The sequence below is a fragment of the Aquimarina sp. AD10 genome, from assembly GCF_003443715.1.
GTDB lineage: Bacteria > Bacteroidota > Bacteroidia > Flavobacteriales > Flavobacteriaceae > Aquimarina > Aquimarina aggregata.
On the sequence record NZ_CP031965.1, the window covers coordinates 2,081,610 to 2,102,980 of the forward strand.

A 21,371-nucleotide genomic window follows, 5' to 3' on the forward strand; every position below is an offset into this window, starting at 1 on the left:
TAATATTCTTTATTTACCTAAATTTATACATAATAGACTGATAATCCATACTTTAAAACATCAAAATAGCTACGGAAATACCGCAAACTAAAATTATTAGCTTTTTCTTTATAATTTTCTTTACTTTTTTGAATGCTTTTTTATCCCTTTTTGCTCAAATGAAATACTGACCTTAATAGCTCTTATATTTTATAGTTCCAAAAAAACGCGCATTTATATGAAGTACAACTATTTTGATTTTTATCACTAATCAGGTTAAGATGTGAGAGACTTGTTTTACTAATTAAGTTTGCCTTTGTTCTAGAAATATATGCTCATAAAAAAGGCCTTTCGATTAGGAAAGACCTTTAATAAATAAGTTATTATTTAAACTTATATATTTTAACCATCGGTATTGTCATCATTCGTTACACAAGTACATTGCCCAGTAAAAATATTTGCCTGAATAGTACCTGAGCAAGAATCGCTGCAAGAGGCCATAACGTAATCTCCACCGTGAATAGTTTTTTGCGCACTTTTGTTTAATGTTTTTACTCCTGTTAGGTTTAATAAATTTTTCATGATTTAAAACTTTTTTAAAAATAATTTATTCTTGAACATTTAAAGACACTCAAGATGTACGTCTATTAAATAAGCCTGAAAAATTAATATGTGCGATTATGTGTGTGTGGGGAACAGGAGTTATGACGCCTCCTTTTGAAATTCATTCAAACTTACTGTATATTAGAGCGTTACACAAAAAATAATTATGGCTTTACCTCAATTAACATTTTTTTAACATTTAAAATGTGCTAAATAGATAAGCAGACTTAAAATAAAATTTTAAAATCAGTGGATCTAATTATTTGAAACGGAATAACCTTTTTCAATCTTTATTTTAAGACATTTCTTTTGAATATAAATGCACGTCTCTTTGTGGAAAAGGTAAAGAAATACCTCCAGCTTCCAGTTTCTTTTTGGCTTCTTCAATTGTATAGAAATGAATTGCCCAAAAGTCATCGTTGGATGCCCAGTATCTCAATTGTAATGTAACGGCACTATCTCCTAACTCTGTAACAATTACTTCTGGAGTTGGTTCTTGCATAACCAATTCTTGACCATTGATAAGGTCCAAAAGGATTTGTTTTGCTTCTAATATATTACTGTCATATGATATTCCTATGTCTATCTTATCACGTCTAATACCTTCTGAAGAGTAGTTAACAATATTATCATTGGATAACTTACCGTTAGGAATAATTGCCAATTGATTACCAAAAGTGGTGAGTTTAGTTGTAAATATCGAAATCTCTTTTACCGTTCCTGATATTCCTTGAGCTTCAATAAAATCACCAATTTTAAAAGGTTTAAAAAACAAAATCAAAACACCGCCTGCAAAATTCGCCAAAGACCCTTGTAGAGCTAAACCTACTGCTAAGCCAGCAGCTCCCAGAATAGCAACTAATGAAGATGTCTGAACTCCTAATTGAGTGATCACTAAAATTAACAATAAGATTTTAAGTCCTATGTTAATAATTTCATATAGGAAATTCTCTAAAGTTTCATCATAATCTTTCTTCTGAAAAAACTTACGTAGTCCCTTACTAAAAATCCTGATTACCCACATGCCAATAAATAGAATTAGAATTGCAGAAATCAATCCAGGTACAAAATTCCATATCCATTCTATAAACTGTTCCCAATTTTCTTTGGTAAGCCCTAATTTTTCCATCTTTTAGTTTTTAGTATTTACAACGCAAGTATATTGTTTTAACAACAATATTATTTCAAAATTAATATGATTTTTATACAAATATAAATCAAGGGTCAAGCGTTTAAAATTTTTGATTTAAATATTTTAGCTGCAGAAGTATATCCCCCATCTGTGCCATCTATGAAGTGAATGTGTTTATCTTTTCTATCTTCTACATAACAAGACATTACACAACCATGAGTGGTGTGAATCCCATAGGTTATTTTACCATTTGACTCTAACCCATTTAAAAAAGAAACTAATTGATTTATTTGCTTTTCTTCGCCAGATATAACCGTATTTATTGTTCCATCTATCATTAAAGTATCAGACAATTGGATAATCTTGTATATATATTCTTTTCCGCTTTTAAAATATTGAAAATACAATTTACCTATACTAGTAATAGACCAGTTTTTAAGCATATAACCAATATTATACTTTCCGATTCTGGCGTACATTTCTTTTTTAATTTTTGAAAAGGTATTATCTAATCTTAATTTTCTTTTAGAAACTGGTTTTCTTTTATCAATATCCCCAAAGATTACATCTATTTTTGTGATAATCTGTTCGTAAACTTTACTTTGTATATCGTCTTCTTTACAATTTATTAAAAGGCATATTACTTTTTGTGTGTTCTTAGGTGGCGCTATTTCATCCCATCTACACTCCATCCCTTCTAGGTTTGCCAAATCACTATTTACTGTGTCCTTTTTAAAAGAGTTTAATGATTCTTGTTTAATAACTTCTTCAGCATACTTAAGGCCATTTCCTAATACAATAGGAATTGTAAGGTATCTATTTAATCTAATTTTACTAATTGTTAATTTTTGATTGTTGGCAAAGATATCTTTCACTTGCATGCCTCCTACTCTAAGATCTAAACCTAAAGTTTCTTTAACGTGTTGCTTGTGACCATTTAATATCTCTAACAATCTTAATTGCATTGTACCAGGAACTAGAAATGTAGCACCATCTCCTCCGAAGAAATATGGGATTTTAACCGATTTATGTTCTTTTATATGATTTAATACAGCAACAATACTTCCTGTAGCGGCTAAGTTGACGTCATTATGCAATCCATTTATTATTGCTTCTGAAGAATTTTTGATATCTGTGATTATAACATGCCAATCTTCTGGTACTTTAGTAAAAAGCGTTTCGTCTGCTAAAAGGTCTCTTAGTTGTATTTTATTCGCTACAAGGTTTTTATAAAAAAAAACAGTAGATTTCATATCTTTAAATATTTCAAAATTGAATGCCGAATCTATATTAATTCCAACTAAATGGTTTTACTATTTTTTCTACTTCAAAAAGTGTTTTGCAATGCACAAAAGATACTGAATTTATTCTTACACGAACAGTGTCAAAAATCACAAAGAATTCTGAGTTTACGTAAAAACTCTGAAGATAAACCTAATATGCTCTTTTTCAATAAATATAAAACTAAAACATAGATTATATTGGGTTATAAAAACTTGAAAACTTACTCTGGGATTAGCTGTAGAAAGTTTACGCTATCAATTTCCAATACTATTACAAATGTTATTGCCTAATATATTTTAACAAACCATCTTTATATGTTTTACCAATAGGTAACTTATGATAACCAATAAAAACTTGATTTCCTGAAAGTTTTTCAATCTTATCCAAGTTGATTATATAGGATCTATGTATTCTAATAAAATTATGATGAATTAATTTGTCTTCCCAATTTCTTAGACTATCTAAAACAAGAATATCCTTATCTTTTGTTATTACATTTACATAATCTACTTCGGCTTTAAAAAACAGAATAGTGTTAACATTTACCTTGTATATTGTCTTATCGGTATATAAAAAAAAGTGTTTTGGGCTTTCTTGTCTAGTAGAATTAACTTTATCCTGAACTCTATTAACGGCTTTAAAAAAACGTTCATGCGAGAACGGTTTTACTAAATAATCAACTACAGCCTCTTCAAAAGCTTCTACTGCATAATCAGGAAACGCAGTTGTAATGATTACATGCGGTGGATTTACTAGCGTTCTTAGAAAAGATAATCCGTTTAATTCTGGTAATTGAATATCTAAAAACAGGAAATCTGCTGCTTCTAATTCTTTTAATTTGATATCTAATCCACTCTCATATATTCCTAAGCAATTTACAAAAGGAGTTTTATCAATATATGTTTTTAAAACCTCTTGGGCACTATATTCATCTTCTAGAATTATACAATTTATCATATAGCTATGCTTAACATTACTTTAAATAGCGCTTCACTTTCTTCTATACTCAATTTGTATTGATCTGGATACAACAACTGTAGTCTATTTTGAGTATTCTTGATTCCTATCCCACTCTCTTCCCAATTTGTTTCTATTTCTTTTTGTGCATCTAGACGAGGATTCTCGCAATAAAAAGAAAAATCGTTATCCTTAATTTTTAGTTTTATTTTAATTGTATGTTTCTTTCCTTTTAAAACACTGGTATATTTAAAGGCATTTTCTACAAAGGGAATAAGCAACAAAGGCGCTATTTGTTTTTTAGGGTTATCAATATCCTCAGAAAATATGACTTCTATTTTATTCGTTAATCGTTCTTTTTGTAAACTAATATAATCTTTTAAATGCTCGATCTCTTGATAGATTGTAACTCTTTCTTTTTGTCCTTCATGTAATACATATCTAAAATTGTTTGAGAGTTTTAAAATCAAATCAGGGGCTTTATCATCTTTTTTTAGTGTATTTGCATAGATTGTATTAAGCGTATTAAATAAAAAATGTGGATTCACTTGTGCTTTTAAAGCTTTAAGTTCGGCCCGTTCTTTTTCTTGCTTTACCATATCTAGCTCTAATTGTTTGGCATACATTTTCTTTATTGAATATACTGTAAAAAACACTAAACTAAATGACAAATACGTTACCAAACTTGATAAAATAGTTCTCCAACGGTGATGTTCATGACCTTCTTCATTATGAAAAGTAGCATCTGCATAATAATGAATTAATGCGTTACCAATAAATATGAGAAAAATCAAAGGAATATATTTTTTTTTGTTTTTTAATGGCAAGAACCATAAATACACCACGTATGATGGGACCATATAAAAAAACAATGCATTAAATTCATGAGCAAAACTCATAGAGTATCCTCCTTCTCTTCCAAAATATTTTATATATGGAAAAAAGAATACCATACTCCAAAAAACCAGATGGATTATTGGCTCTATCTTTTTAGTTTTTAGATATAAAGGGTCGTAACTCATAAAACAGCTCTAAGATATCAATTTTATTTATGGGAAATCACAAGATCTTTTATTGCAGCTTTAGCCAAAATTGTATCAGTATCACTATTCGTCCCGCTAATTCTAAAAAGTACATGTCCACCTTTAAGAGGATCAGTATCTGTTTGCTCAAAAACAATATCACCATTAAGAGAAAACCAAACTCTATCTTTTACTCTCCCTATCTCAACAGAAACCCATTGATAGGGAGCTGTAATATTGTCTTCTTTTCTAATATGAAAACCTCGCTCTAAAGATGTAATATTTTTATAGAAAAAAGGAGTGTATCCATGTGACTTATTATTAAAAGTCAAATTATAATGATTCATCGCACTACGCCATTTCCAAATATCTTCTGGCTTGGCATTTTTTGCAGGAAATGTAAGTGTTGTGTCATTTTGACTATCAGAAGCAGAAAACAATGTTATTAAAACTGACGAGTCTGACATTGCTTTAATTTTATATTTCAAGATAATATCGCCTTCATAATTTATCGGGCTTACCACAAAAAAACCATCTGAATCATTAATTTCTTCAAAAACAAATTCTTCGTTTTTAATAGAGGTTTTACCTTTTCCTAAGGTTGTCCATTCAGAAAGTTGTTGAGGGTTTATTTTTTCTTCAGTAAAAGTAGTTGAATTACATGCAAGCATATTGCATGCTATTAACATCAACCCAAAATATGATTTTAAAGACATGGTTTATTTGATTAAGATTAGTATTAATTTTTTAATTATTCCCATCATTATGTCTATACTTTCTCTTCTTTCTATTTCTAGTTTTGTTTTTGTTTTTAGAAAGGACATAGTTAAGGCTACATAAAAAACCTAGAGTTTGTGATTGAAACTTCCAGATTGTACGTTGTTCAAAATCTCTAGTTCTAGTTGTTCGTTTCATTAAATTATTATCTAGAACATCAATTACTCTAAGGTTAGCAGTGAATTTATTTTGTAGAAATTTAGCTCTAACTCCCCAGTCTATTCGATGCCTGGGTTCTATAAAATTAAAAGGGTTTTGTCTTTTCGGAGTATGCCTATAGGTTATATCTGTACTAATTGACTTAGTGATCTTAAAGGTGTTTTTTAACTGGAGATTAGAAGAATATAACTCATCCCAAGTAACAATATCATTATCTTCTGTTTTTGTAAAGTAATAGTTTCCTGTAAATTGAGTATTCCATGAGTTTAGAAGTTTAATTTGCATGGTAGATTCTATTCCGAAAGAATGATTGATCCCTTTATTTTGAAATGAGATTACTTGTATGTTATTATCTTCGATATCATTTACCCATAGAATAATATTTTTTCTATATCTATAAAAGGTAGTAGCAGACCAATTAAAGCTTTTTTTATTTTTATGATAACTTATTTCTAGATTATCACTTGATTCTGGTTCAAGTCTGGAGTTTCCTTCGAATCTAAAAAAAGGATTTCCTAATTGAAATGGGTTTACATGATGCAAATTAGGTCTTGAAATTCGTCTACTATAACCAATACTAAACGTATTATTTTGATTGAATTTATATGCAGCATGAATCGATGGAAAAAGATTTGAAAAACGAAGATCTGTTATCTCAGAGTTTATAGTATTTGTAGAATTTGAAGTAAAATACTCATATCGTAATCCAAGTTGCCAATCAATTTTTTTTAGTGTGAATTTTGTAAGTCCATATATCCCAAAAAGTTCCTCGCTATACTTAAATGTATCAAAAGTCTCATCTGTAGTATCTAATCTAATATATCGTTGATTTTGAATATCACTACTATTAAAAGATCCTCCAGCTTCAAACTGCAACGTTTGAGTTATAGGCAAAGAATAATCTAATGATAAAGCATGAATTTTATTATTTTCATTAATTTCTTGATCAAATATGAATACCCTATCTTCAAAATCCGAAGCTGGATATTCATTTTTATTATCATTAAGATTAAAATCTAATTCTAAAAAATGGTTTTCCTTTTCAAATTTCTTTCGATAATTAGCATTGAAAACATAAGTAGTATGAGAATGTTCAGCATTTCTGGTATATGTAAAATCATCTCTATTGGAGACATCAAAATATTGGGAAGTATTATAAAAACTATGATAGTCGTCTGTATAATCTAACCCCACAGAAAGCTCGTTGTTATCGTTTATAAAATAATCTACTCCGCCTGCAAGTTTTCGTGTTAAACCATTAAAGTCATAAGGAGTAAAGATATTTTGAGTATCTCCGTTATTAAAAACTCTATTAATTGTCTGTTTACTATCCATTTCTCTGCCAGACTGTGATCCTGTAAAACTTAAGTTTACTTTTGAAAAATTATGATTACCTGTTACTCCATAACCATATCGTTTTGTTCCAAATGAGCTATTCAGACTAAGGTTTGTTCCTTTGTTTGTGTTACTTTTTAAAATGATGTTAATGACTCCGGTTAGACCGTCTGCTTGATACTTTGCCGATGGAGACGTAATAATCTCTACACTTTTGATAGTTGACGAGGGTATTTGTTCCAACAATTCTACAGCATTAAGTGCAGAGGGTTTTCCATTAATCAGAATCCTAACATTATCATTACCACGTAATGAGATACTTCCTGTACCTAAATCAGTTTGTATATCCGGAATTTGGTCAAAAGCTTCAAGTGCATTGGTTCCTGATTGTTGAATGTCTGTACCTAGATTAATAATTTTTCTATCAATTTTTAACTGCGTGGTTGTTCGTTCTGCTTGTATAACCACTTCGTCCAAATCACTAACTATGGTACGAAGGTTAAAAAGCAGATTTACAGGATTATCAAGTGCAGTATATTGTATAATTTCTGTTTTATATCCAATAAATGTAACTTCAAAATATGTAAACAACTTATCCGTTGTAAACTCAAACTGACCTTGATTATTGGTAGATGTACCATCAACTAATTCTTGATTAGCATTGTAAACTGCAATCGTTGCAAAAGGAATAACTTCTTGAGTTAGGGCATCTACAACACTTCCTTTGTAAGTTGTTGCTTCTTGACTGACAAGATAACAGGGGACTATCAAAAAGAATACTATAAAAATTACTGTTCGCGTCATTTTTTGAATTTGATACTTCAAAATTGATACGAATAGACTTCTTAAAAAATATTAATCTGTGAAAGCATTATTTTCATCTGTTAACGTTATTTAAAAAAAGTGATTCCAACCAAAATAAAATAATGACAAGTAAAAAGCCAATCATAATTATGATTGGCTTTTTAGTGAACTCACATCAAAAAAATGATGCATCCTTAATTGATCAACTACTTTAAGTTAGCTTGAAATAACATCACAGTCAATAACTTTGTTTTAGTGCTCGTGGCAACTTGTATTATATATTTAATAGAATAAATCCTAGTACGCCGCTATACAAGGGACACCAGTTTTGGCATCACTACTCGCACTTCCTCCTAAAATTTTATTTTTTTCATTATTAGTAAGAGATACAATTTTTGTTTTACTCAACCTTAGTTTATTTAAAGTTTTTTTTTCTATAGATTTCATAATTTTTGTTTTAAATTCAATTAAACATACTTTGTTATAAACTCAAAAAGAAATAAGTTTTCTTAAGAATCTCGTTTTTCGCTTTTCTAAAATTAATTAAAACATAAGGTAAATTGCAAGCATCTGTGGTTGGCATTTATAAATCTGGTGTTTAAATTTATAAATGTAACGCGTCTAAAAATGTGTATTATTAACAAGTGTTATTAAAGTCATAAAAAAATCAATAAATCGTCAATACAATCATGTTTTTTAAAACCAATTGTCTTTTGTTTACGATATTTGAAAGAAAAAAAAGTCTTGAAAAAAACACTCTCATTTTTAATCCTCATCCTAAATTTATCTTTATACTCTCAAAATACAATTACCATAACAGTAGTCGATAGTGTAAACAACTTACCCATAAAAAATGTTACAATTACTAATATTGATTCGCAAGTAAAAAGTTACACCAATACGAATGGAGCATCTATTTTGACCTCTTTTGGTATTTTTGACATTTCAAAAATTGGCTATAAAACCCAACGTTCTGAAATTAACAACACACAAAACATTACCATAAAGCTTGAGGCAGATACAACTACTTTAGACGAGGTAACAATCAACAATTTCTCGCTCCCTCTTCAATATAAAAATGCTACAGATGCAGTTGCAATAGTTAACTCTAAAGAAATTAACAGAGGCAATACTCTGGAGTTACACCCAATTTTAAACAAGGTGCCAGGTGTTTTTATGCAAAGTGGTACATTAAACACTAATAGAATATCCATACGAGGAATTGGCGCCCGAAATTTATTTGGTACTGCTAATATAAGAGCATATTTTGAAGATATTCCATTAACAGATGGTAATGGTGAATCTTCTATCGAAGACCTTGAACTTGCTGCTTTATCTAGTATCGAAATTCACAAAGGGCCTTCATCTAGTAGTTACGGTGTAGGTTTAGGAGGTACTATTTTATTAACACCACAATATGCCAATGCCAACACTACAGAAGGATCAATAGGAACAACAGTAGGAAGTTATGGTCTGATCAGAGTACTCGCTAAGGCCTCTGTTAGTGGGGAACGTTCTAATATCAAAATAGTTTATAGTAACAATCATTCAGATGGGTATCGCAATAATAATACGTATGACCGAAATACTTTCACAGCAACTTCTAGTGTTTACTTAGGAAAAAAAGATGCTTTATCTATTTTTGGAAGTGTAGTAAATCTTAAAGCGGGTATTCCTAGTTCTTTAAACCAAGAAGATTTTAATAATTCACCTAGACAAGCGGCTTTTACTTGGGGGCAAGCTCAAGGATTCGAAGATGTAGATTATGGGATCGCAGGCGTAACCTGGAAACATAATTACACTACAAAAGTATCTCAAAACACAAGTGTTTTTACTGCACTTAGAAAAAACTATGAACCTAGACCATTTAATATTTTAGAAGAAAAATCTAATAATTTTGGTATCCGTACCAGAATATTAGGAGAACACAAACTAGCTAGAAAAACTATAAACTGGACCTTAGGAGCAGAACTTTTTTATGAATCCTATAATAGCAAAACATTTGATAATTTATATCAAGATTTTCCGATTGGTACTGGAAGCGTACAAGGTGATCTTCTTTCAGATCTTGATGAAAAAAGATATTATTACAACTTTTTTGGAGAAACCAACTTAAGCATTAATCAAAAATTAAGGTTTAATTTAGGAGTACATCTTAACCAAACTAATTTTGATATTGATGATCTATTTTTATCTGATGGAGAAAATAGTTCAGGTGAATTTGATTTTGACCCTATACTTTCTCCTAAAATAGGGGTGAATTACGCAATGAATACAAATATCACTTTATTTGGAAATATCGCTCATGGATTCTCTACTCCTACCGCATCTGAAACACTACTCCCTGATGGATTATTTAACGCAGATATTAAACCAGAAATAGGCTGGAATTATGAGGTAGGTGCACGATATAAGTTATTAAATGGTAAGTTATACGGATCCTTATCGTTATATACACTAAGAATTGAAGACCTTTTGGTAGCGCGTAGAACAGTAGATGATAATTTCTTTGCTATCAATGCAGGTAAAACAACTCATAATGGTCTTGAAGCAGAAATTAACTATACTTTACATACTTTTAAATCTTCTCAACTTAATTTCTTTATTAATGGATCTATTTATGATTATACATTTAAAGATTTTATAGATCTTGATAATGATTTCTCTGGCAATGACCTAACGGGTGTACCTTCTGAAGTTATAAATCTAGGAATTGATCTCTATGCTGATAAAGGGTTTTACGGAAACTTAAACTTACAAACTGTGGGTGAAATCCCAGTCAATGATGCCAATTCTGTTCTAAATGATGGTTATGAATTATTACATGGAAAAATTGGTTTTAGAAATGCAATAGGAAAACACTTTTTTTATGATTTTTCTGTAGGCGCTAATAATCTTTTGGATACGAAATACGCTTCACAAATTCAAATAAACGCCAGAGGTTTTGGTGGTAATGCCCCCAGATACTTTTATCCTGGTTTACCTTTTAATATCTATGGTGGGATTAACATAAAATATAGACTCTAAAAATATTTTCTTTGTATTTTTCTGCGATAAATAAAATCATCCATGAAATTCTTATCTTTTTTAATACTTTTAATCACAGTATTTTCGGCTTGCGCACAGCAAAAAGAAAATGATATTCTTATAGAAGCAGACCCTAAAAACTATACTACAGAACTAATAGTTCCTGAATTACAAATCCCATGGGGAATGACCTGGTTACCTGATGGCAGTATGCTTATTACTGAAAAAAGCGGAACGTTAATTCATTTTAAAAACAAGATCAAAACAACAATCTCTAATGTTCCAGAAGTTTATAATCGTAATCAAGGAGGTCTATTAGATATAGAATTACACCCGAAGTATCAAGAAAACGGATGGATTTACATGGCATACTCTTCTAAAAAAGGTACCGAAAAAGGTGGAAATACAGCTATTATTAGAGCAAAACTTGAAAAAAATCAATTAACAAATATTGAAGAATTATACAAAGGCACCCCTAATACAACCAAAGGTCACCATTTTGGTTCTAGACTAGAATTTGATACCCAAGGATACCTTTATTTTTCTATTGGAGATCGAGGAAATAGAGATGTTAATCCACAAGATATAACCAAAGATGGCGGAAAGATATATCGTTTACATGATGATGGCAGCATCCCAAAAGACAATCCGTTTGTAGATAAGAAAGGTGCTAAAAAAGCAGTTTTTTCGTATGGGCACCGTAATCCACAAGGAATGGCAATACATCCAGACGGTACAATTTGGGTTCATGAGCATGGACCAAGAGGCGGTGATGAAATTAACCCTATTAAAAAAGGTCTTAATTATGGATGGCCTACAATTACTTATGGTATTAATTATAGCGGAACTTCTATCACCGACATAACAAAAAAAGAAGGAATGCAACAACCCTTATATTACTGGGTTCCTTCAATTGCCCCCAGTGGTATGGATTTTGTAACTAGTGATATCTATCCCGACTGGAAAAATGACTTAGTAGTAGGATCATTAAAATTTCAATATTTAGAATTACTTGAATTAACTAATAATAAAGTTACGTCTAGAAAAAAACTACTGGATGGTATGGGAAGAGTACGTAACGTAAGACAAGGGCCTGATGGCTTCATATATGTTGCAATAGAAAATAAAGGTATCGTAAAAATAATTCCAAATTAGATGAAAAAACATATCAAAAGATTCTTAGTATTAGAAGTTTTAGTACTAATAGTTAGTATTTCTATTACTGCACAAAAAAGTGAAATTAGCACATTATCAACTTCGTTGTATTTAAAATCAGAAATTCAGGATGCAAAACTTACAGAAAGTATTGCTCGTGGTAAAGAGGTATATAGTGATTTTTGTATGCAATGCCATTTACCAGATGGAAAAGGAACTCCAAAAGTATTCCCTCCACTCGCCGGATCTAATTGGCTTATCGAAAAACGAAAAGAAAGTATTCATTCTGTAAAATATGGACTAAATGGTCCCATAACTGTAAACGGAGTTGCCTATAATAGTGCAATGACACCTCTAGGTCTTGAAGATGAGGAAATTGCTGATGTAATGAATTACATTATGAATAATTGGGGAAATACTCAAAAAAATATGGTTACCATTGAAGAAGTTACTGCAATAAAAAAGTAAGCTACGCGCTAATTATTTTTTATTAAAACATCTTTTTATCTCCTAATAAAATTGATTTTCTTAACTTTATACCTATTCAAGACCATAATAGTCGCCCCTCTTCTATTTGTGTTGATAAACACTTACTATATGGTATAACAATAACCAAATAGGTTACGTTAACACTATGTAATGTGATTAATATAATTCATTACATCGCACATTTTGTTTGGCTTTTACTAATTAATACTCAATCATATGAAATCCTTTTCATTTACTATAGTATTTCTTTTGATATACCATATTCATGCACAACAAAACGAAAGGAATTTTGTAAAAATAGAAGAATCCAATAATAATGGAGGAGTATCGCAATTTGTTGCTCCAAAATCAACTATTGGCTCTAAAATATATAAGTTTAAATACAGATCTGAATCTTATAAAGGCACAAGACTAGAAATAACATCAAAATTAAGAGCTCTAAAAAACGATTCAAAATTTGCTGGTATTCCTTCAGAAATAAAAACAGTACTTAATGAGCTTTTTAAAAACACAAAACATCAAGCGATCCCAAGACTATATAAAAAAAATGCGATCATCTTTCTTGACGCACTATACAGCTATGAAGAGTTTGTTATTGCCTATGACAATTCGTTGCACGAAGTTGTAGGAAAAATAAAAACTGATATGCGTTATATTGATTTTAAATTTGAAAGACAATTCACAAAGGCAAAAGTAAAATTAGATCGTGTTATAAAAGAGAATCCAGAAAGCACTAAAGAAATCGATAGGCTTGAAAAAGATGCTCGTAATAGTTTGATTAAATTGATAAGTCACAGATGGATGAAGAAAAAATTTGAAACCTACAAAGGTATTGATATTGTAAAAAAACCAGATGAGCTTATCAAAGAATTTAAGGAAACTGAAGCTATGAATGCATTTAATTTATTTCAAGAAAAAGAAATTGAAAAAATGTCTCCTTATCTTGAAAATCAAATAATCGACTTTTTTTATAAAAAATCCATCCCCGAAATACATCCAGATCAATTAGAATTGAATTATATCGACAAAATATAGAACAAGCTAGGTTCTCTAAAATAGTTTTGATGATGCATTCAATACTAAAATAATACAGAAGAAGACTCCTTTGACACCAGATCTTTCGTTCATATTTCTTCTTCAAAAAAAATTATAACCCTACTTCTACAATTTGAAAAATTCAAAAACATACAAAGTAATAGGTCTTATGTCTGGTACATCTCTTGATGGTTTAGACATCGCCTATTGCCATTTCAAAAAAGAAAACACGATTTGGCACTATTCTATCGAGAAAGCTATTTCAATAGAGTATACAAAAGAATTTAAAGAAAAATTAAAAAGCACTGTACATCTTGAAGCATCAGCATTATTGACTTTCAATAATGAATATGGCATTTGGTTAGGTAAACAGGTCGACAATTTCATCACCACGCATAATTTAAGTGTTGATTTTATTGCTAGTCATGGTCATACTGTTTTTCATCAACCTGAAATTGGGTTAACTTATCAAATAGGTTCCGGACAACATATTGCCAATAGTAGCGGTCAAAAAGTAATTTGTGATTTTAGAGTAAACGATGTCTCCTATAAAGGGCAGGGTGCCCCATTGGTTCCTATCGGAGACCTACATTTATTTAATGAATATGATTTTTGCCTAAATTTAGGTGGTATTAGTAATGTTTCTTTTAGTAACAATCATAAAAGAATAGCCTATGATATTTCTCCTGTGAATATGCTTCTTAACTATATCTGCTCTAAAATAAACCTAGAGTACGATAAAGGCGGACAATTGGCTAAAACCGGACAAATAAATGTTTTATTATTAGAACGCCTTAATACATTAGAATATTATGATCTAAAAGCCCCAAAATCATTAGGTTATGAATGGTTTACCCAAAAAGTAATTCCTATAATTGACAACCCATCTGATACTATCGAAAATTTACTACATACTGCTGTTCATCATATAGCCACTCAAATTACAAATGACATCAAAAAAACCAAAAAAAATAGCTCAAAAGTATTAGTTACAGGTGGTGGTGCCAAAAATGATTTTCTAATAGAAGTTTTAACTCAGAAACTTAAGCCTTTTGCAACCATTATTATTCCTGAAGACAAAATTATTGACTTTAAAGAAGCTTTAATTTTTGCGTTTATGGGAGTATTACGAGAAAGAAAAGAAATAAATTGTTTACAATCCGTTACGGGTGCAACAAAAGATTCATCTTCTGGAGTAATCTATGAACCTTTGTAGTATGTGTTTCTAATAAAAGGAAAAACTCTAGAAACAAAACTTTGAAACTCAAAAACAATCTCTAAATTTGCCAAAAATAAAAAGAAATGCTAATTATTGGTATTGCCGGAGGTACTGGCTGTGGAAAAACAACAGTCGTTAATCAAATTGTTAATGAATTACCAGAAAATGAGGTTTGCGTAATTTCTCAAGATTCATATTATAAAGATACAAGTCATCTCACGTATGATGAGAGAACAAAAATTAATTTTGATCACCCTCAATCCATTGATTTTGATTTATTAGCAGAACACCTTTCTAAACTAAGAAACGGAGAAACTATACAACAACCTGTATATTCTTTTGTTGAACATAATCGTACAGGAGAAACCATAAGTACATCTCCTAGTAAAGTAATTATAGTCGAAGGTATTTTGATTCTGACCAATCCTGAAATTCGAGATATTTTTGATATCAAAATATATGTGCATACCGATAGCGATGAAAGATTAATTAGAAGACTTAAAAGAGATATTGCAGAACGTGGGCGAGATATTGACGAAGTATTAGATAGGTATCAAAATACACTAAAACCTATGCATCAGCAATTCATCGATCCTACTAAAGAATTTGCAGATCTTATTATACCAAATAATCACTACAATAATGTAGCTGTTGATATTGTACGCACAATAATAAAAGAACGCTTGAATTAACTTTTGTACCTTTACATAAAACATTATCTCTCTTAGATTGAAGCTAAAAAGTTATTTACAGAAACTAAAAAACAAACCGGCTCTCATACCGATATTTGCTATATTTTTTAATAAATATGTGCTCATCATTTTGCTTTTTGTAATATGGATGCTGTTTTTGGACACCAATTCCTGGTTGATTCATAAAGAACTGGATCAAGAAATTCAAGAGCTAGAAGACAACAAAAAGTATTATATCAAAGAAATCATTAAAGATCAGAAAGATATTAAAGTACTAAAAGATAGTAGTGAATTAGAAAAATTTGCTCGAGAAGAGTATTTTATGAAGCGCGACAATGAAGAAATTTACATTATAGAATACGAAGATAGTGTACCTAAAAACAAAAAAAATGACTAAATCCTTATTTGAAAGTTTTGATGAGGTTTCTGCAAAACAATGGAAACAAAAAATTCAATTTGATCTAAAAGGTGCTGATTATAATGAAGCCTTAATATTTAAATCCCTAGAAGGTATAGATGTTAAACCTTTTTATAATCAAGAAGATATAGCTAATATTGCTGATATCGAAAATCCCTCTTCTTGGAGAAATGCTATAAAAATATATGTTGAAAAAGCTTCTTTAGGAAATCAACAAGGGCTTAACAGAGTAAATAAGGGTGCAGAAAGTGTGTTTTTCGTAATTCAAGAAGAAGACATTGACCCAGACATACTATTACAAAATTTTTCTACTGAGATACCAATTTATATCCAAACAGAATTCTTATCCACTACCTATGCCAGACAATTAGATGTTATTGCTAAAACAAGCGGCTTAAGTATTTATCTTTTAAATGATAACATACATCAATTAGCTAGCACAGGAAATTGGTTCCAAAATTTAAATAGCGATTTTTCTGCAGTAGAAGAAATTGCTAAACAATCCAATACTTTAAAGAGTACGATCAGCGTTGACCTTAGTTTATATCAAAATGCCGGCGCTACGATGGTTCAACAATTAGCCTATTCTTTAGCACATGCCAATGAGTATTTAAACTTTTTCAATACTAAAAATTTTAATTCCCTAGAGAATAACGAAATAGTATTTAAAGTTTCTGTTGGTGGTAATTATTTTTTTGAGATAGCTAAAATAAGAGCACTTAGACTTCTTTGGAGTTCATTATCTTCAGAATATAACGTTTTAGATTCTTGCCACATATTAGCTTTTCCTTCCCATCGTAATAAAACTATTTTAGATTATAATGTGAATATGTTGCGTACAACGACAGAATGTATGAGTGCAATATTAGGAGGTGCCGATACTATTCATAATCTACCTTATGATGACATTTATAATTTAGAAAATGATTTTGGCACAAGAATTTCAATTAACCAATTACTAATTCTTAAAAATGAAAGCTATTTTGATTTGGTAAATAATCCTGCTTCTGGATCTTATTACATTGAAACATTAACAAATCAATTAGCAGAAGAAGCGTTACTTTTATTTAAAAATCTAGAAAAAGGAGGCGGTTTTTTAAATCAGCTAAAATCAGGTAACATTCAAAAAAAATTAAAAGAAAGCGCCAAAAAAGAGCAAGAATTATTTGATAATAGTGAAATCGTACTGACTGGATCTAACAAATATCAAAACACTGAAGAAATACTTCCTGTATTCCAAAAACAAGTATTTCTTTCTAAAAATGTAAGAAAAACACTACTCGAACCCATAATAAAGAGTAGATTAAGTGAGATTATCGAGAAAAAATCACAATAAAACGTTAATATTTAAGAACTTATTGTTAACTTTGTTATATAATTAAAATTTTATAGCCTATACACTAACATTACTAAATCTAAATTAATGCCCCTTAAGATTAGATCTAGGATCATCGTCATTTGTTTGATAATATCCTCGCAACTGAATTATGCCCAAACCAAAAATTTCTGCCTTAGCGTAGATGAAACTGGTATTATTGAAAAGGCATATAAATCATTTGAAAATGATTTATTTACCTATTACAAATTTGGGAATGACTCTATAAAGACATATAGAACTTTTTTAGCAGAAGTTGCTAGTTTATCATTAGACTTAAGAAAGCTTCCGTCGACTAATTCAATTCAGTTAGCAAGAGAGTTTAAGAAAATTGCAAATAATAAAAATTCTCTTTGGATAAAATTAAGCGAATACGAGAATCAAGAAGCTACAAAGAAATCTGGTCCTTCTACTTCTGGTAAAAATCAAGAAGAAGTTTTAATTTTTAATTACAGAGGAGGCTTTATACAATGCTTAAAAAACACAAGTGACAGTGACGACTTCAAAGACATTGTAAATACTTTAGAAGAAGATGGAAATGTTAGTACTTCATTAATCTCACAAAGAATATACTATATACCAGATAAAGAGTTTTGCGCAATCGAAATCAAAAACTTTATCGCCTTTGACGTATATTACTCCATCTTAATGGTTATCGAAAAAGCGTTTGGATAGTTTTTTATGATATTCATATTAAAAACAGCAAATAGAATCCATTTTTTGAATAAAAATCATTTCTAAAACCTTAATTTTATAGCCTTGTTAATTTAACATGATTTAAAGTGAAGCTTTAAGTAATGAATAGAAAAGACATTCAAGGGATAGAATTACCCAAAAAATCAAAAGTCCACAGTACTCAAAAAAGTTCTGTTTTTACTACTTCCGAAGGAATAGCTATTAATTCATCTTATAATCAGGATGATATTAAAGATTTAGAACACATTAATTTCTCGGCAGGGCTACCTCCTTATTTAAGAGGCCCATACTCAACAATGTATGTTCGAAGACCCTGGACAATACGGCAATATGCTGGTTTTTCTACTGCAGAAGAAAGTAATGCCTTTTATCGCAGAAATTTAGCTGCAGGTCAAAAAGGACTTTCTGTTGCCTTTGATTTGGCAACTCATAGAGGATATGATAGTGATCATGAAAGAGTATTTGGAGATGTAGGAATGGCAGGAGTTGCCATTGATACTGTAGAAGACATGAAAGTACTTTTTGATCAGATCCCTCTAGATAAAATGTCTGTCTCTATGACAATGAATGGTGCTGTATTGCCTATTATGGCATTTTATATCGTAGCTGCAGAAGAGCAGGGTGTTTCAAAAAACCTTCTGTCTGGAACTATTCAAAATGATATTTTAAAGGAGTTCATGGTACGTAATACCTATGTATACCCTCCTACTCCATCTATGCGCATTATCGGAGATATCTTTAAGTATTGCTCTAAGAATATGCCTAAATTTAATCCCATCAGTATTTCCGGATATCATATGCAAGAGGCCGGCGCTACTTGTGATATAGAACTGGCATATACTTTAGCAGATGGCTTAGAATATGTAAGAAAAGGAATAGAAGCCGGTATGGATGTTGATGCTTTTGCTCCAAGATTATCCTTTTTCTGGGCCATAGGGATGAATCACTTTATGGAAATTGCAAAAATGAGAGCCGCCAGAATGCTTTGGGCAAAATTAATTAAACAGTTTAATCCGCAAAATCCTAAATCCTTAATGCTACGAACGCATTGTCAGACAAGTGGATGGAGTTTAACCGCACAAGACCCTTTTAATAATGTTGCTCGTACATGTATAGAAGCTAGTGCTGCAGCTTTTGGAGGTACCCAAAGTTTACATACTAATGCCTTAGATGAGGCCATAGCGTTACCTACAGATTTTTCTGCCAGAATAGCAAGAAATACTCAAATATATTTACAAGAAGAAACGCAAATAACTAAAACTGTTGACCCATGGGCAGGAAGCTATTATGTAGAATCTTTGACTAATGATATTGCCCAAAAAGCATGGGAACTTATTCAAGAAGTTGAAGAATTAGGTGGAATGACTAAAGCTATCGAAGCTGGTATTCCTAAAATGAGAATCGAAGAGGCTGCCGCTCGCAAACAAGCCAGGATAGATAGCGAACAAGATGTTATTATAGGCGTTAATAGATACGCTTTAGAAGAAGAAGAGGCTATTAGTACTTTAAAAGTTGATAATAATGCCGTTCGATCGCAACAAATAGCAGGTTTAGAAAAAGTAAAAGCATCAAGAGATAATGACGCTGTTCAAAACGCCCTAGAAAACCTTACAAAAGCTGCAGTTAATGAAGACCAAAATTTACTAGAGTTAGCCGTAGAAGCTGCTAAATTAAGAGCAACTTTAGGTGAAATCAGTGATGCCCTAGAAAAAGAATTTGGAAGACATAAAGCGCAAATAAAAACATTTACAGGTGTGTATGCTAAAGAAATAAAAAATGATGAATCTTTCGAAAATGCTAGGAAGCTAGCCAATAAATTTGCCGAATTAGAAGGTCGTAGACCAAGAATTATGATTGCCAAAATGGGGCAAGACGGTCACGATCGTGGTGCAAAAGTTGTAGCAACAAGCTATGCCGATGTTGGATTTGATGTAGATATTGGACCACTGTTTCAAACTCCATCTGAAGCCGCAAAACAAGCTGTAGAAAATGATGTACATATCGTAGGAGTCTCCTCTCTTGCAGGAGGACACAAAACACTTGTACCTCAAATTGTGGCAGAGCTTAAAAAATATGGTCGAGAAGATATTATGGTTATAGTAGGAGGAGTAATTCCTCCTGATGATTATGAATACTTATTTGAAGCCGGAGCAGTAGCTATATTTGGACCTGGAACAAAAATTAGTGATGCAGCAATTACAATTTTAGAAATTTTAATCTCAACCTTTGAATAAAAAATACTATGCACGCATAGTATATATAAAGTATTAATTGTAACTTTCACCAAATATTGACAATCATTCACTTATGAGTTATACAGACAAAATGCTTCGCGATGGGGCTCTAGAAGGAAAAAATATAGTTGTTACCGGTGGCGGTAGCGGTTTAGGAAAATCAATGACAAAATATTTCCTTGAACTCGGGGCTAAAGTAGCCATAACATCCAGGAATCTGGAAAAATTACAAAACACTGCGAAAGAACTCGAAGCAGAAACAGGAGGTACCTGCTTAGCTGTGCAATGTGATGTAAGAGAATATGATCAGGTTGAAGCAATGAGAAATAAGGTTATTGAAACTTTTGGTACCGTAGATGTACTACTTAACAATGCAGCAGGAAACTTCATCTCCCCTACAGAACGATTATCACATCGCGCTTTTGATATTATTATTGATATTGTATTAAAAGGAACTAAAAATTGTACGCTAGCTTTCGGAAAACACTGGATAGATACGAAATACACTAATACTTCTGTACTTAACATAGTTACTACCTATGCATGGACAGGTTCTGCATATGTTGTTCCGAGTGCTACTGCAAAAGCTGGTGTTCTGGCAATGACAAGATCCTTAGCTGTTGAATGGGCAAAATACGGTATGCGTTTTAATGCTATTGCTCCAGGTCCTTTTCCTACCAAAGGTGCTTGGGATAGATTAGTACCTGGTGACTTGGCTGAAAAACTCGATTTCGCCAAAAGAGTACCATTAAGCCGTACAGGTGAACATCAAGAACTTGCAAACCTTGCCGCTTATCTAGTATCCGATTTTTCAGCCTATGTAAACGGAGAAGTAATTACAATAGATGGTGGTGAGTGGATCAAAGGAGCTGGACAATTTAACCTGCTAGAACAAGTACCCGAAGAAATGTGGGATCAATTGGAAGCAATGATACGTGCTAAGAAAAATAAATAACTATTTATTAACAATTCATAAAGT

Annotated in this window: 19 protein-coding genes; 11 read left to right on the top strand and 8 right to left on the bottom strand. The window is 31.1% G+C overall.

Features of this window, described 5'->3' with window-relative positions:
- Positions 1-381: 381 nt before the first annotated feature.
- The 8 genes from D1816_RS08725 to D1816_RS25615 form a co-directional block, all read right to left on the bottom strand.
- Positions 382-561: a hypothetical protein gene (locus D1816_RS08725; protein WP_066319662.1), complete on the bottom strand. Its 180-nt coding sequence runs from the start codon at positions 559-561 to the stop codon at positions 382-384.
- Positions 562-877: 316 nt separating this feature from the next.
- Positions 878-1,711, bottom strand: coding sequence for a mechanosensitive ion channel family protein (locus D1816_RS08730; RefSeq protein ID WP_118502285.1), 834 nt, complete (start codon positions 1,709-1,711; stop codon positions 878-880).
- A 95-nt stretch (positions 1,712-1,806) separates the two neighbouring features.
- Entirely contained in the window at positions 1,807-2,967 is a 1,161-nt protein-coding gene (locus tag D1816_RS08735; protein WP_118502287.1) for a DUF3095 family protein, read from the bottom strand.
- Positions 2,968-3,277: 310 nt separating this feature from the next.
- Positions 3,278-3,955 carry a LytTR family DNA-binding domain-containing protein gene (locus D1816_RS08740; protein ID WP_082832608.1) on the bottom strand — a complete coding sequence of 226 codons (678 nt, stop codon included), beginning with the start codon at positions 3,953-3,955 and terminating at the stop codon, positions 3,278-3,280.
- Positions 3,952-4,977 (bottom strand): sensor histidine kinase, encoded by a 1,026-nt coding sequence (locus D1816_RS08745; RefSeq protein ID WP_118502289.1) that lies wholly within the window; start codon positions 4,975-4,977, stop codon positions 3,952-3,954. Before D1816_RS08745 ends, D1816_RS08740 begins: the two co-directional genes overlap by 4 nt.
- Positions 4,978-5,000: 23 nt before the next feature.
- Positions 5,001-5,693, bottom strand: a complete 693-nt coding sequence (locus D1816_RS08750; protein WP_147405127.1) for a hypothetical protein — start codon at positions 5,691-5,693, stop codon at positions 5,001-5,003.
- 31 nt (positions 5,694-5,724) lie between these two features.
- Entirely contained in the window at positions 5,725-8,052 is a 2,328-nt protein-coding gene (locus tag D1816_RS08755; RefSeq protein ID WP_118502293.1) for a TonB-dependent receptor domain-containing protein, read from the bottom strand.
- A gap of 297 nt (positions 8,053-8,349) precedes the next feature.
- Positions 8,350-8,499, bottom strand: coding sequence for a hypothetical protein (locus D1816_RS25615; RefSeq protein WP_157766219.1), 150 nt, complete (start codon positions 8,497-8,499; stop codon positions 8,350-8,352).
- Between the two features lie 297 nt (positions 8,500-8,796).
- On the opposite strand from D1816_RS25615, the gene D1816_RS08760 reads away from it, so the two are divergent.
- The 11 genes from D1816_RS08760 to D1816_RS08810 all read left to right on the top strand — a co-directional run bounded on the left by D1816_RS08760 (position 8,797) and on the right by D1816_RS08810 (position 21,347).
- A complete protein-coding gene (locus tag D1816_RS08760; protein WP_147405080.1) occupies positions 8,797-11,079 on the top strand; it encodes a TonB-dependent receptor domain-containing protein in 2,283 nt (760 codons plus the stop codon).
- A gap of 42 nt (positions 11,080-11,121) precedes the next feature.
- Positions 11,122-12,234 (top strand): PQQ-dependent sugar dehydrogenase, encoded by a 1,113-nt coding sequence (locus D1816_RS08765; protein WP_118502297.1) that lies wholly within the window; start codon positions 11,122-11,124, stop codon positions 12,232-12,234.
- Positions 12,235-12,702: a cytochrome c gene (locus D1816_RS08770; RefSeq protein ID WP_118502299.1), complete on the top strand. Its 468-nt coding sequence runs from the start codon at positions 12,235-12,237 to the stop codon at positions 12,700-12,702.
- Positions 12,703-12,939: 237 nt separating this feature from the next.
- Positions 12,940-13,758, top strand: coding sequence for a hypothetical protein (locus D1816_RS08775; RefSeq protein WP_118502301.1), 819 nt, complete (start codon positions 12,940-12,942; stop codon positions 13,756-13,758).
- Between the two features lie 133 nt (positions 13,759-13,891).
- Positions 13,892-14,974 (top strand): anhydro-N-acetylmuramic acid kinase, encoded by a 1,083-nt coding sequence (locus tag D1816_RS08780; RefSeq protein ID WP_118502303.1) that lies wholly within the window; start codon positions 13,892-13,894, stop codon positions 14,972-14,974.
- Between the two features lie 86 nt (positions 14,975-15,060).
- Entirely contained in the window at positions 15,061-15,669 is a 609-nt protein-coding gene (gene udk, locus D1816_RS08785) for a uridine kinase (RefSeq protein ID WP_066319636.1), read from the top strand.
- 148 nt (positions 15,670-15,817) lie between these two features.
- Positions 15,818-16,066 carry a septum formation initiator family protein gene (locus D1816_RS08790; RefSeq protein WP_232517453.1) on the top strand — a complete coding sequence of 83 codons (249 nt, stop codon included), beginning with the start codon at positions 15,818-15,820 and terminating at the stop codon, positions 16,064-16,066.
- The gene (locus tag D1816_RS08795) at positions 16,059-17,423 is read left to right on the top strand and encodes a methylmalonyl-CoA mutase subunit beta (protein WP_118506236.1); all 1,365 of its coding nucleotides are present in this window, start codon (positions 16,059-16,061) and stop codon (positions 17,421-17,423) included. The genes D1816_RS08790 and D1816_RS08795 overlap by 8 nt, the downstream gene beginning before the upstream one ends.
- A gap of 87 nt (positions 17,424-17,510) precedes the next feature.
- Positions 17,511-18,137: a hypothetical protein gene (locus tag D1816_RS08800; protein WP_147405081.1), complete on the top strand. Its 627-nt coding sequence runs from the start codon at positions 17,511-17,513 to the stop codon at positions 18,135-18,137.
- Positions 18,138-18,259: 122 nt separating this feature from the next.
- Entirely contained in the window at positions 18,260-20,392 is a 2,133-nt protein-coding gene (gene scpA / locus D1816_RS08805) for a methylmalonyl-CoA mutase (protein WP_118502305.1), read from the top strand.
- 73 nt (positions 20,393-20,465) lie between these two features.
- Positions 20,466-21,347: an SDR family oxidoreductase gene (locus D1816_RS08810; RefSeq protein WP_118502307.1), complete on the top strand. Its 882-nt coding sequence runs from the start codon at positions 20,466-20,468 to the stop codon at positions 21,345-21,347.
- Positions 21,348-21,371 lie beyond the last annotated feature (24 nt).

What these genes read in the sequence shown, in the direction of transcription:
- D1816_RS08725 (WP_066319662.1), bottom strand. Translation starts at nt 561, where the DNA reads ATGAAAAATTTATTAAACCTAACAGGAGTAAAAACATTAAACAAAAGT.
- D1816_RS08730 (WP_118502285.1), bottom strand. Translation starts at nt 1,711, where the DNA reads ATGGAAAAATTAGGGCTTACCAAAGAAAATTGGGAACAGTTTATAGAA.
- D1816_RS08735 (WP_118502287.1), bottom strand. Translation starts at nt 2,967, where the DNA reads ATGAAATCTACTGTTTTTTTTTATAAAAACCTTGTAGCGAATAAAATA.
- D1816_RS08740 (WP_082832608.1), bottom strand. Translation starts at nt 3,955, where the DNA reads ATGATAAATTGTATAATTCTAGAAGATGAATATAGTGCCCAAGAGGTT.
- D1816_RS08745 (WP_118502289.1), bottom strand. Translation starts at nt 4,977, where the DNA reads ATGAGTTACGACCCTTTATATCTAAAAACTAAAAAGATAGAGCCAATA.
- D1816_RS08750 (WP_147405127.1), bottom strand. Translation starts at nt 5,693, where the DNA reads ATGTCTTTAAAATCATATTTTGGGTTGATGTTAATAGCATGCAATATG.
- D1816_RS08755 (WP_118502293.1), bottom strand. Translation starts at nt 8,052, where the DNA reads ATGACGCGAACAGTAATTTTTATAGTATTCTTTTTGATAGTCCCCTGT.
- D1816_RS25615 (WP_157766219.1), bottom strand. Translation starts at nt 8,499, where the DNA reads ATGAAATCTATAGAAAAAAAAACTTTAAATAAACTAAGGTTGAGTAAA.
- D1816_RS08765 (WP_118502297.1), top strand. Translation starts at nt 11,122, where the DNA reads ATGAAATTCTTATCTTTTTTAATACTTTTAATCACAGTATTTTCGGCT.
- D1816_RS08770 (WP_118502299.1), top strand. Translation starts at nt 12,235, where the DNA reads ATGAAAAAACATATCAAAAGATTCTTAGTATTAGAAGTTTTAGTACTA.
- D1816_RS08775 (WP_118502301.1), top strand. Translation starts at nt 12,940, where the DNA reads ATGAAATCCTTTTCATTTACTATAGTATTTCTTTTGATATACCATATT.
- udk (WP_066319636.1), top strand. Translation starts at nt 15,061, where the DNA reads ATGCTAATTATTGGTATTGCCGGAGGTACTGGCTGTGGAAAAACAACA.
- D1816_RS08790 (WP_232517453.1), top strand. Translation starts at nt 15,818, where the DNA reads ATGCTGTTTTTGGACACCAATTCCTGGTTGATTCATAAAGAACTGGAT.
- D1816_RS08795 (WP_118506236.1), top strand. Translation starts at nt 16,059, where the DNA reads ATGACTAAATCCTTATTTGAAAGTTTTGATGAGGTTTCTGCAAAACAA.
- D1816_RS08800 (WP_147405081.1), top strand. Translation starts at nt 17,511, where the DNA reads ATGCCCCTTAAGATTAGATCTAGGATCATCGTCATTTGTTTGATAATA.
- scpA (WP_118502305.1), top strand. Translation starts at nt 18,260, where the DNA reads ATGAATAGAAAAGACATTCAAGGGATAGAATTACCCAAAAAATCAAAA.
- D1816_RS08810 (WP_118502307.1), top strand. Translation starts at nt 20,466, where the DNA reads ATGAGTTATACAGACAAAATGCTTCGCGATGGGGCTCTAGAAGGAAAA.